Genomic DNA, 14788 nt, shown 5'->3' with positions numbered 1-14788 from the left:
TTATAGTTTAACAAATCAGAATATTATATTTGTACAAATGGCAAGAGCAGATTTATTATTAAAATTAGTTAAAGCCGGAACTAACGGAGACAATACCCTTTTTAGAAAGGTTGTTGAATCTATTATTGCCGAAGAAAAGAGTAAACAACATCATATTGTAGCTCAACAACTATTAGATGCACTTTCCAAAGCCTCGAAGCCTCAATCCAACCAACCTATACATAATCGTTTACTGGAAGATGGATTAGACAGTTTTTTATATCGCATTTACCCTCAAAAGACTTTGGATGATGTGATTTTAAATTACGAAAATCAAGCCGTCATTCAAGACCTTATCCAGGAACACCATCGCAGTGACTTATTGAGATCCTATAATTTAGAACCTAGAAATCGTATTCTATTGGCAGGTCCTCCTGGAAATGGAAAGACTTCTCTCGCAGAAGTCATAGCTCAATCTTTAATGATTCCATTTTACGTTGTGAGATATGATGGTATTATTGGTAGTTACCTAGGAGAAACCGCTACTCGGCTTAAAACAACTTTTGATTTTATTAGAACGCAAGAATGTATTTTATTTTTTGATGAATTTGACACTATAGGAAAGGAACGTGGGGACATTCACGAAACGGGTGAGATTAAAAGAGTTGTAAGTTCATTACTTCTTCAGATTGATCGCTTGCCGAGCTATGTCGTAGTTGTCGCAGCAACTAATCACGCCGAACTTCTGGATAGGGCTGTATGGAGAAGGTTCCAAGTAAGATTGGAGTTAAAAGCTCCGGATAAGTCAATGATAAAGATTTGGCTCAAAAACTTTGAACAGCGTGTTAAATACGATTTGCAATATCCTATTGATAAAATAGCAAATAAGCTCGAAGGTCTTAATTTTGCTGAGATTGAAGAGTTTATCCTCGATGTTGAACGTAAATATATATTGTCGCTCCCTGACGTAAACGTAAAAAGGTTAGTGGATGAATGCCTTGTTCAAATGGAGCATAAATATTCTTTAGGGAATGGTTAAAAAACCAATTCTTTTGTTCCCATTCCCTATAAGTGCGGAAAAATCTAAAAAACAAGGTTTTCCTGGTAAAATGTTCATCCCAACCAAAACTCAACAAATTCAAAGAAATGAACTAAAGATAACGGAATTAGATCGTGTACTTTCTAATAGGTCAGCCTCACTACAAAAGGAAGTAGGGAATATTATCCCTGAAATGATCTTAGTGTTAGAAACTGCCGGAGAAATAAAAGATTTTTTTAAAGCTGTGAAAATGACTCTAGGAATGGAGTTTTTAGCTGAATATGAGACTGAGTTCGAGGCAGAAGATGATTTCTATAACATAGATAAAAACGGTAATAGATCTGAAGAAAATGTTGATGCCAGATTTTACCTCACTATGACCAACCAAAGGGCACTTAAAGAACTTCAGAAATATTGGCGAGAATATAAGAAAGATAAAGAAAAACAAAATTTTAAGCGAGGGACTGCAAAATTCAGATCGCTTTTTGAACAATTAAAGGATATTAGACCCTATAATGTTAGTGATAGGGTACGTGATACAGGTATTGAAAAATATATTCAGGAAAGAAAATTGTACGATTTTGATTTCGTAAGATTTGAAATAGAATTGGCCTTTAAAGATAGTGACCAAGCCAATCGAATAGCCTATGAAGAAGTAATCCGTTTCCTGAATTTACATAACGGAGAAGAAGTGAAAGGTTCAAGGACTATAATCTCCGAGATATCATATCACGCTTTTATTGCAAGGGCTCCAATTCAAGTATTTGATGATCTTACGGAGAATACGAATATTTCCTTTTTAAAATCGCAACAAGTTTTGTTTTTTCGTCCTGTAGGACAGATGGTTTTTGAAACTCCTGAAGATATTGAGCAATTAAAAAAGTTGCCCAATGTTGAAGAAAATGATGAACAACCCACAGATGGCCATCCAGTCATTGCACTTTTTGATGGTCTTCCCTTAGCAAATCATTCTCTATTAGAAAATAGATTACAAATTGATGATCCTGATGGTTTCTCCAGTAATTATACGGGTAATCAAAGATTTCACGGTACCGCAATGGCTTCTCTTATTATTCACGGGGATTTAGATAATGAGAAAAAATCGATATTAAAAAGACCCTTATATGTCCGCCCTATAATGAAATTGGACACACAACTTTATCAAGGAGAATGTCTTCCAGATGACGTTTTACCAATAGATTTAGTACATAGGGCTGTTCTAAGGATGAAAGTGGGAGATGCGGACAATCCTCCAGTAGCCCCTGAGGTAAAGATCATTAATTTTTCTATTGGAGACGCTTTTAGACCTTTCTTAAACAATATGAGCTCTTGGCAAAATTACTGGATTGGCTTTCTTATCAATACGATATCTTATTTGTAATTAGTGCTGGAAATTTTAGTGACGATATCGCTTTGGAAATCCCAGATGATGAATTTGATAATCTCTCTGATGATGAAGTACAAAAATTAGCTTTAGAGGAAATAGTTAGGACAAATTTTAATAGAAAGATTTTGGCACCAGCTGAATCAATAAATTCTATTACAGTTGGTGCGGCACATTTTGATTTCTCAAAGCCTAATAATTTATACCAAAGGAAAAATCTGATTAAGTCATCCTCCTTATTATCTCCAATAAGCCGGATTGGTTTTGGTTTCCGAAGGAGCATAAAGCCAGAAATTATAACGTCAGGTGGGCGGAAGTTATTTCGAAAATCTCCAATTCAAAATTTACCAGGGAAAACGCTTCTTAAATTAGAATCAAGCCCATTTAATGTAAATCCTCCCGGAAACAGATCTGCATTTCCAGGTATTTTAGGACAAATAAATAAGTCTGGGTATTTGTGTGGTACTTCAAATGCAGCAGCTTTGACATCTCGTCTTGCTGCCCAACTTTATGATGTTTTAATTTCTATAAATAATTCTGGAGATAAATCTATACCATCAGATTTTCTTACTGTAATTATTAAAAGTTTATTGGTACATAGTGCTAGTTGGAGTAAAAGTTCAGATTTTTTATTGCAACTAATTAAGGATTTACCAGGCTCAGCTGCAAATACTTCAAAAAAAAACGTATTGCCTTATCTAGGGTATGGGGGTATAGATCCAGAACGCATTTTATATTGCACTGAGAAACGAGTAACCATTATCGGATACGGAAAGCTTTACGATGGCCAAGCCCATTTATATAGATTTCCATTGCCGCCATCACTTACTAAGGGAAGGATTGATAAAAAACTAACAATAACTTTAGCTTACAATAGTCCTCTAAATTTTAAAACAAGACAATATCGTAAAGCACAATTATTTTTTGATAATCTTAAGCATAATAATCATCTCGAATTAGATAGATCATATTATGATTTCCGAACCACACAATTAGGAACTGTGCAACACGATATTCTTATTGGGGACAAGGCTGACGTCTTTGTTGATGGAGATTTTTTAGAAATAAAAGTGAATTGCAGAGAAGACGCATCTGAGCTTGGAAAACTGTCAATTAAATATGGATTGTCTGTTACTTTAGAAGTCAAGGAAAATAATGACATAAAAATTTATGAAGAAATTAGGCAACGAGTTCAAACACGAATTAGGCCTACTCTATAAATTCAAAATTTATTTTTCAAAAAGGTCCTTTCTCTCTTGGTCCTTTGCTGGTAACTTTCCATTGACCATTTTCTTTAGCCAGTTTAAAAATTCCTGTTTTCCCATCGTAGGTGGTGCTGTATTTTACCCAGGCAAGTTTGCCATCAACAGCTTCATCTAAAATTTCTACCTCGATGTCTTTATCAGAATCTGGCATCATATTCTGTACGGTAATCAGACTGGCATATCCTTCTGAAGTGGTATGTTTTTTCAAGGCTGATTCATCTTTTGAGAAAAAGCTTTCTGCAACAACTTTGGCAGTTTCAGAAGGAGATTTTGTTGTGCTTTCTAAACAAGAAAGGAACAACAGTACGAGCGAACAAATGACTATTCTTTTCATAACATTACTAATTTGGGTTATTAATATATCTATGTGATATTTTTAGTTCTGTATTGCGTTCGCCATCCTTTTCATTCAATTCCAAAATTACTCGACGGTCATCGGACAATGAAAACTTGGGCATCACATAAACAAAGCGAGCCGTTTCATTTTCCTTAATCTTAGACGGCAGATTATGTTTGTATATCGGTTCTTGATAGAGCCGCTGCAACGATTTTCTTTTTCCTTTTTGACGAGTATCGATGGAAAGGTTTAAGAAATTCAAATCGTAATCCAACGTAGAATTATTTTCAATTTCGATAACAAAATAGAGTTCATCTTTATCAAAAACAATATTCTCTACGGTCAAGATAATACCTTCGTTTCGCTTCTTGATTCGCCCTATTCGCTGTTTTCTTTCAAGAAGGTACGAGCAGAATTTTTGGAAATAATAGGTGCTGTTATCTACAAGTTCTTCAGAAGATTCAACAAGGACTGAATCAGTTAAAATCGGTTTTTCATTACCGATACTATTTGATAGCGGAATGAAATAATTGAGCTTAGATATCTTCTTTTTATATCTTACAATATACGAAAAAATCGAACCATTTCTATTGATTACCAGCAAATTACTTTCCTTCCCAGGCTTTGCTTGAAGTAGCCCAAAATACTGTTCATTTTCACGGTTGTAGGTAAAAACAAAATTGTCCGAACCGGTTATGCCTTGTCGTATGGGTTCTGGGAAGAATAGCGCAACATTTTTGGTATCGTTAGCATAAATGGTGTCCAGAACTTTGGTTTTTAACGCTGTAGCTTGTGCCGAACAGAGTCGAGGTGTGAAGACGGAAATCAACACCAGTATTAAAATTGAGATGAATGTTTTCATAATTTGGGTTTTAGAATGAGTTTATAATTGTTCAGTACCGTAACTTTTACATTTCTGTTGCTACGTCTGAGCACCTTTGTTACGCCACCAACTTGCGGAACAGTTGGAATATTGATGTCGCTAATAATATCGTCCAGAACTTCGGTAGTGGCTTCTGCCCGAAAATTGTTTTGCACATAAATACCTTCACTACCATCTGACAAATCGAAGGCTTTGAGTTTAGTAGGATGGTGCTTTATGTTTTCAATTTCAATGAGTGCACGATTAGGCTGAAAGCTGATAAAACCAAAAACGGATGTGTTCTTTGGCATTAGCTTACCATTGATGGTAGCAGCTTTGGTCAGGCGCATCCGCAATCTGGTGTTAGCTTTTACTACTTGGTCGCCATCCACAACCACGTAGATAGCTTCATCTGTATTCCCGATGACTGAAATGGCGCTAGGTTTTGGCGAAGTAGCGAAGAACAATTGATGTTCCAAGCCCAATTCTTTCGCTTGAATTTTTTGTTCCCTTTTTACTTCAGCAGAATCGATTGTTGGTATCGCTTTGCGAATAGTTCTTTTCTGTCCCAAGTTTTGGTATCGTTTTTCTGAATACTGAATCTTGCCAGCTTCATAAATGCTATCTACGATACGTTCTTTTTCGCGTTCCGGTAAATCTGGGTCGTAAAATCCCAATGAATCAATCAGCTTTTCATCATAGATGCTGGGTGCATTGTTTTCACGCACTTTTTTCAGGTCGTTAATAGCATCCAGTTTGGAATCGTACTCTTTTTGGTCCTCTTCCAAATCTGGCACTAAGGTCTGCTTAAGGTTTTCAGTTTCACTTTCATCATCGCCCATTACCATTACAGAATAGGAAATCAGGAATATGAAAATCACGGCCAAAACCGCGGCAAATACTATCTTGTTTTTTTCTACTTTCATAAGAGTGAGTTTTTAAGTGCCGATTATCGGCTTTCAACTTTCATCTGATATTTTCTTTAAGGTGTTCTCGAAATAGTTTGTAATCAAAAGTCCGTGTGGGTTGTTCGGGAAGTTCCGATCAACCATCATTAAGTTGCCAGTTGAAACCAATTCATAGGTATCTTTTATTGAGCCTCTATTGATTTCAAAAATGGTGGTTGTTGTAAAACTATACGAGCCATTATTTTCAGATATTCGTGAATCGATGCTCAGTACTTTTTGAACCAAGGAATACTGAAGCAACCTGTTGTAAACACCATCCGCTTTTTTCTGGCGGTAGAGATTGTCCACAGAACTATTGCCCAACCACAATGCCTTTTCCAAATTGCGTTCGTAATTACTGGCATCGATGTTATAGAAGTAGGTGTGGAACAGATCCAAATGTGCTAAAGCTTCAACCCGAAAATTTTCCTTTTGGGTTACGAGCTTCAGCGGAATTATACTGCCATCGGTATTGATAGCAAAGGCACTATTAAGGGCTTTTTGATTGGTTTTGAATGCCATCCAAACTGAAAAGGTACTGGATAGCAAAGCACAGACGACAACTGCAAAAACGATAAGCCGATTCAGTTTTAGGACGTTATAAATATTCTGGTATGGTGTTTTCATATTTTCATTTTTAATCTGCCTTATGCAGTAAATAATCTGAGCGTGAATGACGTGGCGCGTCTATACAATTTGAATTTTAGGAAAACGATGAAGCCAACCGACCCTAACTGAACTACAGGTGCAAAAAAGCCCTGGCCAACGTCCGTTCCAAACAGGTTTGTCCAAAAGTTGGTATTTATCTCGGTATAAAGGGCATTGACAAAAACGTTGACCAGAAAGAAAGCAGGCACCAGCATATACACCGCTGCATACAGTTTGAAGAACGTATAAGCGAGCGAGCGGAATTTCTCAAATACTGCTAAGCTGATGACCAACGGGAAAAATGCTTGCATAATTCCGAGTAGAAAAAACCGTTCTGCCAAAAACAGTGGATAGATGAACAAATCCAATATCCATAGGAAAAGACTGATAATAAAGGTAAATATTTCGAAACCGTAGAGCGGTGTTACCAAGGCTTCATATAGAAGTGTCATAGCCGCTTGTGCCACCTCGATGATACTCACGTCCTCTTCAATTGGAATATCCTGCATTTGTAATGGCAATAAAGCCGGTGCAGTCCCTCGATATTGCCCTTCAATGGCCACTAAGATGCCATCAAAAAATCCCAATACCTGAGTTGAGAATATGACCAAGATGACAATGGTAAAATTCTTGACCAATTCACCAGGATTCAATCCCCAAGTGTAACCGTCCTTCTCTGCAACGCCTTCGTTATACTTTTAAGGATGTTGACCAAAAAGAACAGGACAGCGAGCGTTTTCATTCCCGCAATTGTGTATTGCGAAAAATTGCTAGCCTGTATGGTCTGGAAAACGGTATCGATATATTCTAGTCCGATTCCTAAGAGAATTGTGGCGGTCATTTTTAGTATTCGGTTTCTCGGTTATTGACTTTATCCTGCATTTTTCTAAAGGAAATAATGTCACGATAGCGTTTTGTTTTCGTTGTGATGCTGGAAACCATCTGTTTTGATTCCAGCTCTTTTGCTTTTAGAATTTCAGCACGCTCGGCATCACTCATTTTTAGGTAATCGCTGGACAGCACTTCATCGATAAAATCCACCGTGTTTAATGAGTTTTGAACTATGGCGTCGAAAGATTCCACAACCCTTGAAACTTCTTCTGGTTTGATATAAGGCGAGTTTAAAATATCCTGCAAATCATTTTGCATTACGTTGATAAGGCGCTGATTGTTCTGTCCAATTTCCTCAACAGCCCTAAGCTGTTGGACAACACTGGATACTTTTTCTACGGCCTCTTTTGCATCTTTTAGAAATTTCACAGACTTGATAAGTTGGCTCGTCTGCTTCGCAGATTCTACCAAAGATTTTACCAGACTGATAAAATTGGTGTTGTCATATACTGGCATTCCTTGGGCAGTAGCATTGCCTGACATAAAAAAAGTGAGGGCTACTGTCATTACTAAAATTTTGATTTTCGTCTTCATAATATTATGATTTAGATGTGAATTGCATTATTGCTTTTTCCATATCGTTATGCTCATTGTATAGCTTCATTATTTTCTCATTTTCTTGTCCATCGGTCAGGTAGGCGGCATAAACTTCCTTCGGAACTTCGAGCCGGAAGATGTTGCTCTCACGACCTATTTTGATAAACATTTCTGTGTATTTGCGTGGACCGGAAAGATTGTTCTTAATGGATTTTAACTGGTTGAGATCGTGGCTTGATAGATTGAGCCTTTTGACTAGTTCATCATAACCCTTTTCGTTGTTCAGGCTATAGATGACCTGTGTGTTTTCAAGAATACTTGCTGAAGTTGAATTATTTGGAAGTTGGTTGATGGATTGTAAAATAATTCCAATAGCACCATTTTGCTTACGTATGGCTTGGTAATAGAACTCGACGCTTTCCAGCACGTTTTCAAACTTTAGTTGTTTAGCGAACTCATCGAAGAGGATGATGCCTTTTTCAGCTCGGTTTTTCCAAATGGTTCTTTGGATGGCTGACTTAATAAGCTTGAGCATTACGGACAGGATTTCCTTATTGTCCTTTACTTCATCCAACTCAAAAACGATCAGACGTTTGTCTTCAATTTTATAGGTTTGGTCTTCGCTCACTTCAAACAGGAAACTATATAGACCATCGCCGACATATTCGGACATTACGTGCAAAAAGCTCGTGACATTGAAGTAGTCGGGATGGATTTTTAAGGTGCTCAGAAGGTCTTCCTGATTCCTTTCTATAAAGCTGTAAAAACCATCTAAAGAGTGATTTTCTGAAGTGCTATCGTAATAATGGCGAAGAATCTTTTTGACCGATACCGATTGCGCTTTTGTGACTTTTAAGTCTGAAGCAAAGAGTTCAAACAAGAAAACGGACAAGTCTTCCAAACGTTCAGGTGTGAGGTCATTAGTATCGCTTATATAAAATGGATTGATACCAAGGTTCTTTCCACTTTCGTACCTAAGCACGGTATATTTTTCAGGATAGAGTTTGGCAAATTTGGTATAGGATCCACCGAGGTCAATGATGACCAAGCGAACGCCACTTTCAAAATATTGACGCAGAATATTATTGGCCAAGAACGATTTTCCTTCACCTGTTGGTGCAAAAATGGCGAAGTTTCGTGCCTTTATTCTTTTCTTCTTTTCGTCCCAAACATCCTTTAAAACAGGAATGTTATGCTCACGGTCATTAAAGATAATTCCGGTGTTATCGCTTTTGTAATTGGTATTATTGATGAACAGGCAAAGCGCGTGTTTCAAATCAGTTACATACAAATCATTGTTTGAAAAATTGGAAGAGAAACAACAATAGCTATTTAGGATGTAATTTTTACGTTCCTCGCCTCTTGGATAATACGGTATGATATCCAATTCCTTAAATTCAGCCTTAATTTTTGAAGTTATCTTATCAAGCTCTTTGGCATCTTTTGACCAATAAACAATATTCAAATGACCACGAATAATTCGGGCATTATCATCAGCATTGATTTGGTCAAGGATGTACTGGATTTTACTGAGTACCACCTTATTCTGGGAACCGAAGTTTGAGCTTTTGTTCAGTTCTTCTACTTTCTTGTCGAGCAGCTTTCGCCACTTTTGTTTATCCTCCAGATATAGGATTTGATTAACGATATGGTTCTCGTTAAGCGTAAGCCCTAAGCCATCAATAAACCCTTGATGAAATACAAAATCGTCTGAAGTGAATTTCTCATTGGTCTTGCTGCTCTGTACACTTTCGCCAAAGCACAGTTCGCTATTGATGGCCAGGGCATCAAAATGGTTTTCGCCAATATTGACGCTTTTTTTATCTAGGATAATGTCTGTATCATAACCTTCATTAAATCCATTGAAGTAGTTACTTGTAAGCTTCTGTATTTCTTCCGCTTTAAGCGGAGAGAACGCCATTTTTCGGCTATTGTTTATAAAGGAAACAGAGTCGCTTACCGAGTTTACGAAACTCTTTATGTTATCATCCAGTTCCTGTACGATTCCCTTTGAAACTTTTCTGAAGGGATTGACATATTTTGGATTGTTGAGTGCTTTGTTTTTCGTCAGAATGAAGAACAAATAACAGCTGTGCTCGATGTGGCTACGACCTTTAAAATGCTCGTGGGTAGCCTTTTCCAGAAAAGTTGTGTTCGGAAGCTTTTCTGAAGCATATGATTTTTTGAGGTAGATATCCTGCTTGTGAACCACAGTGCCGACCGGTAAGGATTTCAAAGCCTGAAACCACGCACCGTGCATATCCTCAAAATCCTTTTCGGAAAGCGAATATATTTCAGGCAGGTTGCCTTTATAGCATAGGACAACGTTGCCATTATTGACAAATACGATATTGTCCTGAATATCTGCAATGGGTTGATATGCCGAAAGGTTAATCTTGTTCATAATTAAAACCGGAATTTCTTTTGTTACTAATGATTTTTGGAAAGGCCTTTGCCATTTGGAACAGTTGCGGATTGTGTGCTATCCTCGTCAGCGCCACATATAGGGAAGCGTTGAAGACCAACACACCTATAATCATCCCAAAGCTGAATGAGAAAATGATGATTAATAGCGAAGCCAAAATGGAAACCATCATCAAGGCAAACAGGGAAATGGGCAGCCCGAATATGACCGCCCGTTTCCTGATGTTCTTATATACCTCGAATTTTTTCATAGTGCTTGGATAATAAATCTCTCTGCGAGGTTTAGACCACAATTCCAATTAAGTAGGTAAAGATTCCTACGACCGCGCCGGCGATCAAAACAAAGACCAGAACACGAGTAATCCCTTTTTTGAGATCGGCATTTTCTCCAAAGAAGTGCCCTGCGTTAAAGAGGAAACCAACTAGAAAAATTACACCCAGGAGAATTGGAAAAATAACCCTAATGGTATTCGAAACATCATCAACGGAATCTTCTATCCCTCCGATTTGTGCAAAAAGCGATTTTGAGAGCAACGAAAGAAACATTGCCAAGTAGATTGATTTTTTCATAACGGAACGGTTTAAATTTTAGTTCATTTTCGTTATTGGAAATTTACATATATTTGAATGTAAATAACTGAAAATCAAATATTTGTGAATAAAATATTATTTGATTCTGTTTGAATTCCGTTGCTATTAATTGGCATCAAATCCTATGGATTTTTGAAGGGAAGTTGTTCATAACCCGAAAATTGAAAATGAAAAAAGTGCTCAAAAACGTCAGTTTTGTGATTTTGCTTCTAAAAATGTGCATCATTCTTGGGCAAGAACCGACTGCTCAAAAACGAATCGTGATTGACGTCGGACACGGTGGAAAAGATTCCGGTGCAATTAGCATAAATGGCATCCAAGAAAAGGATGTTGTTTTTTCCATTGCTAATGATATTTTAAGGTTGAATAATGATTTGGATAAACCTTTGGATATTTACTTGACCAGGTATAACGATACGTTAATTTCATTATCGGACAGAACTAAGCTGGCCAAAGCCTTGAATGCTAATTTGTTCGTGTCGTTACATTGCAATCATTCAGATAATCCGGATGCGAGAGGGATAGAACTTTATGTGGCTAACGCTATATCCAAATACTCGGATCATTCTACTTGGTTTGCTTTTCAACTGCAAGATGACCTAAATAAGAAGCTGAGTTTAGAGAGTAGAGGTGTGAAGTTTGCAAATTTTCAGGTGCTACGGGAAACAGTTGGTCTTTGCCCTTCTTTGCTGATGGAATTAGGCTTTTTGAGTAATAAAGATGAGAGCTTTTATATTTCAGACAGCAACAATATTGAACGCATAGCACTATCGATATTATTATCTATTCAAAAACTATTAAAATTATGAAAGATATTTTTTTAGAATTAACAAAGAGTTTGAAGGATATTATAGCCCAATTTATTTCAGAAGTGATTTTGTTATATAAATCCTTCAAAAAATAATCTACTTCCTCTTATCCCCAGCCCCCTCATCAAATGCAATCAGATTAAACAGTTCCCGCATCCGGCTACGAACACGGTTACCGTAACGTTCCTCCAATTCTTCTGCATTTAGGTTTGTTGTCGCGTGGGTCTTGATTTTGTGTTTGGTCTGAAGATAAAGTTCGTAACGCGATAGAAGAACTTCACCCATCACGTTCAGATCCTTACCGTAAAACCTCCCGGCAGGTTCTACCCCCAAGTCATCAAAACAGAAAAACTTAGTGTTTCCATAATCCTCGATGGTTTTAAAACCAAGATGGTTAAAACTGAATGCCACATTCCGGCAAGGGATCATTTCGTAAGGGCGTTGCAACGGCACTAAATGCCGTAAAAGTTTTAATAAACTGGTTTTCCCGCACCCTACTGGGCCCGAAAGTAAAATCCCTTTTTCAACATCGATATCAAATTTTTGGCAGTTTTCCTTGTCTTTGATGAAGTAGGAACAGAGTTTCAGCAGAATATCTTTGTCCTCATCGTAAATCTTGAATTTCTTCCCAAAAAGCAGTTTGCCTTTAGCATTCAGGTAAATCAGGATTTTCGGGAAATCGTAGAGCACGCATTTTCCGTCAAACTTGCCCAGCGAGTATTCCACGCCGCCTTCGGTTATTTTAGAGGGGTTGTCCATAATCCTTAGTTTTAGTGGTTCGCAAGTTGTCCTTGATTTGGGACGCTCCCGTTTTGTATGGTTTGTTTTCTTCGGTAAATAATTCGGTTCTATCCATCCAGTTGATGGCTACGGCACGCCAATCCCTAATTTCTTTTCCATCGCTCGTTTTCCAATCGTTCGCTTGGTAATGCTCCAAGAATTTTTTTCCTTCATCAGCAGAAAAACTTTTTTCAATAAAAAAATCTAAAACGGCCTGCCTGCCATTTGGTTGTTTATTAATGTTTACCTGTTTGGTATTGTTTATATTAGATACCAATGCTTGTCCACTCACGGGACGGTGAGGGTACACAGCTTGTCCGTTGGTGGGATGGTGCTGGTACACTACCGGTTCACGTATGGGATGGTACCGTTCCGCAAGTTGTTCCAATTCGGGATCGTACAGTCCCAAATCCGGTTCATCACTTGTCCCGATAATGGCCATCTTGATTTTGCTGCCTTTGTATGGATTATTGGACGGATAATAAAAAAGATATTTCCAAGAATCTAGATCGGTTACACACCGGTGATATGTAGATTTAGAACCTATTTTGGCCACCCGCATCAATTCGCGCCGGTTTACGTAAAATTCACTGGCAAAGCGGCTGCTGTTCCATTCCTGGAATAAAGCCATATATAGGCTGATATGCGTTGGGTTCAAGCGGTCATCAAAGAAGAATTTTTCAAAAGCCGCGTTGAGAAGCTTTATATAATTCATCGCCTAAGAATTTAATTCGTGCTGCACACGATTTGCGGTCATTACATTCTGGATTTCCTCGGCATCATAGTAAATGATACCGCCCACTTTCGTGTAGGGCAAGGTGCCATTGACGCGAAGGTTTTGAAGTGTACCCGGACTTACCTGAAGCAATTCCATCACTTCGGAAGATTTAAGGTATTTTTTGAGCTTTCCTTTAGACTGATTGGAAAGCAATTTTTTAATGTCATCGAGCAATTCCATTTTGAATTCCCGAAGATCGTCTGTGGTAATAATACTTGTTGGCATAATAGATTTTTTTAAAAGAAAGGGACTACCAAAATGCTTTAAGCTAGTTTTGATAGCCCCTCGCAGGATTTGACTTTCGTTCTACAAATTTGGGCCGGTTTATTGTATTTTATTCCCCATTACGACCGTAGTACGGTGAAAATTTAACATATTGAAATTTGATGGTTTTTGAGGTGTTTTGAGGGTTGTAAATTAGAAATAGTGAGCTAAATCACACTAAATTATATGCAGACGGTATTTAAAAACAAAAGACCATAGGTCAACCGTAGTACGGTCTTTAATTGACGATGTGATAAGAGAGTGTGGAAGTTGGGGAACGCTTATTATCCCTCGCTTTTATCCATTTCTTTGAGCAGGGAGGCAGCAAGTTGATCGAGGAATAGTGTGCGGCTATTTTTACGATTTTTGATGTCCTGAAAGGATTTGTAGATTTCTTTTGGCTCAAAGTTGAATATTTCCTGCAACATCTTGGAAAGTTTAACAATACTCAGCTTATTTTTATTAAATAGTCCAGCAGCGTAAAGCGCATAAACGAGTTCTACCCAATCGGTGTTCGAGAATGGCCAATCGATTTTTTCGGCAGGTTTTCTGTTCAAGTATTTTCCGTTCAAGCCACTTTTGATTTTAAGTTGCTTTTCATTCATATATCCTACCAATGAATCATACGCTTTGTACTTGCCCAACAACATATCCCTTGGGGTACAAAAATCTGGGTCTTGGAAGTAGAATTTTGAAGTGGTTATGTGATAGGTGTCCAGGTGATCGCGTGTGTAGTATTCCTTGTCAAAGTGGGTTGCCCCTGATTTGATATATTGCCCAAAATCAAGATTATATAAAAAGAAGCGGTTGAGCTTGGTTATCTTTTTCTTGATGAATTTTAGCTGTGCGGCTTTATCGGCTTTGGGAAATTGGATTTCAAAAGAATGAATTTCAGAGAAGTAGATGAGTTCTGCCAACGGTATCTGTTTGGTTTGTTTAAAGAAGTAAATTTCGTCATTTAAGGAGTCGAAATCATTGACCAGAATTTCACGCTTGAATATACTGAGCAGATTTCTACAAACTTTTATAGAACGATGTGCCCGTTCCAAAATCGGTAGATTTTCGAGGCTTATCTCGTTCAACTTGACGAGAAGTTCCTTTGTTAAAGTTTGTAAGTCCATTTGCAACCATAAATTTAATTCTGCCGTTAGTTTAACGGGTATTCTTAGGATAGGTCGCTTAGTTTGTAGTGGCATCTTTAGTTCGCGAATGTGTAGAAAGTGTACTTATAAAGTAGAAAGTTTTAATCACAG

Annotated in this window: 16 protein-coding genes and 1 pseudogene; 4 read left to right on the top strand and 13 right to left on the bottom strand. The window is 37.6% G+C overall.

The window, feature by feature from the left end; translation table 11 throughout:
* Nucleotides 1-37 precede the first annotated feature (37 nt).
* The 3 genes from AC13CQ_RS10790 to AC13CQ_RS10780 are packed head-to-tail and all read left to right on the top strand — an operon-like array spanning nt 38 to nt 3622.
* Complete coding sequence (locus tag AC13CQ_RS10790; RefSeq protein ID WP_482882892.1) at nt 38-1018, top strand: AAA family ATPase; 981 nt, start codon at nt 38-40, stop codon at nt 1016-1018.
* Nucleotides 1011-2399, top strand: coding sequence for a S8/S53 family peptidase (locus tag AC13CQ_RS10785; RefSeq protein ID WP_482882891.1), 1389 nt, complete (start codon nt 1011-1013; stop codon nt 2397-2399). Before AC13CQ_RS10790 ends, AC13CQ_RS10785 begins: the two co-directional genes overlap by 8 nt.
* A complete protein-coding gene (locus AC13CQ_RS10780; RefSeq protein ID WP_482882890.1) occupies nt 2348-3622 on the top strand; it encodes a S8 family serine peptidase in 1275 nt (424 codons plus the stop codon). Before AC13CQ_RS10785 ends, AC13CQ_RS10780 begins: the two co-directional genes overlap by 52 nt.
* 16 nt (nt 3623-3638) lie before the next feature.
* On the opposite strand, the gene AC13CQ_RS10775 is transcribed toward AC13CQ_RS10780, so the two are convergent.
* The 9 genes and pseudogenes from AC13CQ_RS10775 to AC13CQ_RS10735 all read right to left on the bottom strand — a co-directional run bounded on the left by AC13CQ_RS10775 (nt 3639) and on the right by AC13CQ_RS10735 (nt 10883).
* A complete protein-coding gene (locus tag AC13CQ_RS10775) occupies nt 3639-4001 on the bottom strand; it encodes a hypothetical protein (protein WP_311687458.1) in 363 nt (120 codons plus the stop codon).
* A gap of 7 nt (nt 4002-4008) precedes the next feature.
* Nucleotides 4009-4866, bottom strand: a complete 858-nt coding sequence (locus tag AC13CQ_RS10770; RefSeq protein WP_311687460.1) for a DUF4138 domain-containing protein — start codon at nt 4864-4866, stop codon at nt 4009-4011.
* The gene (traM, locus tag AC13CQ_RS10765; protein WP_311687462.1) at nt 4863-5792 is read right to left on the bottom strand and encodes a conjugative transposon protein TraM; all 930 of its coding nucleotides are present in this window, start codon (nt 5790-5792) and stop codon (nt 4863-4865) included. The genes AC13CQ_RS10770 and traM overlap by 4 nt, the downstream gene beginning before the upstream one ends.
* Before the next feature lie 33 nt (nt 5793-5825).
* Complete coding sequence (locus tag AC13CQ_RS10760; RefSeq protein ID WP_482882889.1) at nt 5826-6440, bottom strand: conjugal transfer protein TraK; 615 nt, start codon at nt 6438-6440, stop codon at nt 5826-5828.
* Between the two features lie 20 nt (nt 6441-6460).
* Nucleotides 6461-7302, bottom strand: a pseudogene (locus AC13CQ_RS10755) (hypothetical protein).
* A 2-nt stretch (nt 7303-7304) separates the two neighbouring features.
* Nucleotides 7305-7886, bottom strand: coding sequence for a conjugal transfer protein (locus AC13CQ_RS10750; RefSeq protein ID WP_311687468.1), 582 nt, complete (start codon nt 7884-7886; stop codon nt 7305-7307).
* Between the two features lie 4 nt (nt 7887-7890).
* Nucleotides 7891-10293 (bottom strand): TraG family conjugative transposon ATPase, encoded by a 2403-nt coding sequence (locus tag AC13CQ_RS10745; RefSeq protein WP_482882888.1) that lies wholly within the window; start codon nt 10291-10293, stop codon nt 7891-7893.
* Nucleotides 10280-10564 (bottom strand): hypothetical protein, encoded by a 285-nt coding sequence (locus tag AC13CQ_RS10740; RefSeq protein WP_311687472.1) that lies wholly within the window; start codon nt 10562-10564, stop codon nt 10280-10282. Before AC13CQ_RS10740 ends, AC13CQ_RS10745 begins: the two co-directional genes overlap by 14 nt.
* 31 nt (nt 10565-10595) lie before the next feature.
* Nucleotides 10596-10883: a hypothetical protein gene (locus AC13CQ_RS10735; RefSeq protein WP_311686802.1), complete on the bottom strand. Its 288-nt coding sequence runs from the start codon at nt 10881-10883 to the stop codon at nt 10596-10598.
* A 188-nt stretch (nt 10884-11071) separates the two neighbouring features.
* Here AC13CQ_RS10735 and AC13CQ_RS10730 point away from each other — a divergent pair, with 188 nt between their 5' ends.
* A complete protein-coding gene (locus AC13CQ_RS10730) occupies nt 11072-11713 on the top strand; it encodes an N-acetylmuramoyl-L-alanine amidase family protein (protein WP_286949906.1) in 642 nt (213 codons plus the stop codon).
* A 96-nt stretch (nt 11714-11809) separates the two neighbouring features.
* On the opposite strand, the gene AC13CQ_RS10725 is transcribed toward AC13CQ_RS10730, so the two are convergent.
* The 4 genes from AC13CQ_RS10725 to AC13CQ_RS10710 all read right to left on the bottom strand — a co-directional run bounded on the left by AC13CQ_RS10725 (nt 11810) and on the right by AC13CQ_RS10710 (nt 14656).
* The gene (locus tag AC13CQ_RS10725) at nt 11810-12472 is read right to left on the bottom strand and encodes a P-loop NTPase family protein (protein ID WP_268225806.1); all 663 of its coding nucleotides are present in this window, start codon (nt 12470-12472) and stop codon (nt 11810-11812) included.
* Nucleotides 12456-13208 carry a hypothetical protein gene (locus tag AC13CQ_RS10720; RefSeq protein WP_268225807.1) on the bottom strand — a complete coding sequence of 251 codons (753 nt, stop codon included), beginning with the start codon at nt 13206-13208 and terminating at the stop codon, nt 12456-12458. Before AC13CQ_RS10720 ends, AC13CQ_RS10725 begins: the two co-directional genes overlap by 17 nt.
* A gap of 3 nt (nt 13209-13211) precedes the next feature.
* A complete protein-coding gene (locus AC13CQ_RS10715; protein ID WP_268225808.1) occupies nt 13212-13496 on the bottom strand; it encodes a helix-turn-helix domain-containing protein in 285 nt (94 codons plus the stop codon).
* A 323-nt stretch (nt 13497-13819) separates the two neighbouring features.
* Nucleotides 13820-14656, bottom strand: coding sequence for an RteC domain-containing protein (locus AC13CQ_RS10710; RefSeq protein ID WP_268225809.1), 837 nt, complete (start codon nt 14654-14656; stop codon nt 13820-13822).
* Between the last annotated feature and the right edge of the window lie 132 nt (nt 14657-14788).

It is taken from the genome of Galbibacter sp. L-19 (genome assembly GCF_056857615.1).
Note: the sequence above shows the minus strand (reverse complement) of the source record. Positions and strands in the feature narration are given on the sequence as shown.

Excerpts from the sequence above, each read along its gene's own strand:
- AC13CQ_RS10760 (WP_482882889.1), bottom strand. The coding sequence starts at position 6,440 with ATGAAAACACCATACCAGAATATTTATAACGTCCTAAAACTGAATCGG.
- AC13CQ_RS10730 (WP_286949906.1), top strand. The coding sequence starts at position 11,072 with ATGAAAAAAGTGCTCAAAAACGTCAGTTTTGTGATTTTGCTTCTAAAA.
- AC13CQ_RS10750 (WP_311687468.1), bottom strand. The coding sequence starts at position 7,886 with ATGAAGACGAAAATCAAAATTTTAGTAATGACAGTAGCCCTCACTTTT.
- AC13CQ_RS10775 (WP_311687458.1), bottom strand. The coding sequence starts at position 4,001 with ATGAAAAGAATAGTCATTTGTTCGCTCGTACTGTTGTTCCTTTCTTGT.
- AC13CQ_RS10725 (WP_268225806.1), bottom strand. The coding sequence starts at position 12,472 with ATGGACAACCCCTCTAAAATAACCGAAGGCGGCGTGGAATACTCGCTG.
- AC13CQ_RS10785 (WP_482882891.1), top strand. The coding sequence starts at position 1,011 with ATGGTTAAAAAACCAATTCTTTTGTTCCCATTCCCTATAAGTGCGGAA.
- AC13CQ_RS10770 (WP_311687460.1), bottom strand. The coding sequence starts at position 4,866 with ATGAAAACATTCATCTCAATTTTAATACTGGTGTTGATTTCCGTCTTC.
- AC13CQ_RS10740 (WP_311687472.1), bottom strand. The coding sequence starts at position 10,564 with ATGAAAAAATTCGAGGTATATAAGAACATCAGGAAACGGGCGGTCATA.
- traM (WP_311687462.1), bottom strand. The coding sequence starts at position 5,792 with ATGAAAGTAGAAAAAAACAAGATAGTATTTGCCGCGGTTTTGGCCGTG.
- AC13CQ_RS10735 (WP_311686802.1), bottom strand. The coding sequence starts at position 10,883 with ATGAAAAAATCAATCTACTTGGCAATGTTTCTTTCGTTGCTCTCAAAA.
- AC13CQ_RS10710 (WP_268225809.1), bottom strand. The coding sequence starts at position 14,656 with ATGGACTTACAAACTTTAACAAAGGAACTTCTCGTCAAGTTGAACGAG.
- AC13CQ_RS10745 (WP_482882888.1), bottom strand. The coding sequence starts at position 10,293 with ATGAACAAGATTAACCTTTCGGCATATCAACCCATTGCAGATATTCAG.
- AC13CQ_RS10790 (WP_482882892.1), top strand. The coding sequence starts at position 38 with ATGGCAAGAGCAGATTTATTATTAAAATTAGTTAAAGCCGGAACTAAC.
- AC13CQ_RS10715 (WP_268225808.1), bottom strand. The coding sequence starts at position 13,496 with ATGCCAACAAGTATTATTACCACAGACGATCTTCGGGAATTCAAAATG.
- AC13CQ_RS10720 (WP_268225807.1), bottom strand. The coding sequence starts at position 13,208 with ATGAATTATATAAAGCTTCTCAACGCGGCTTTTGAAAAATTCTTCTTT.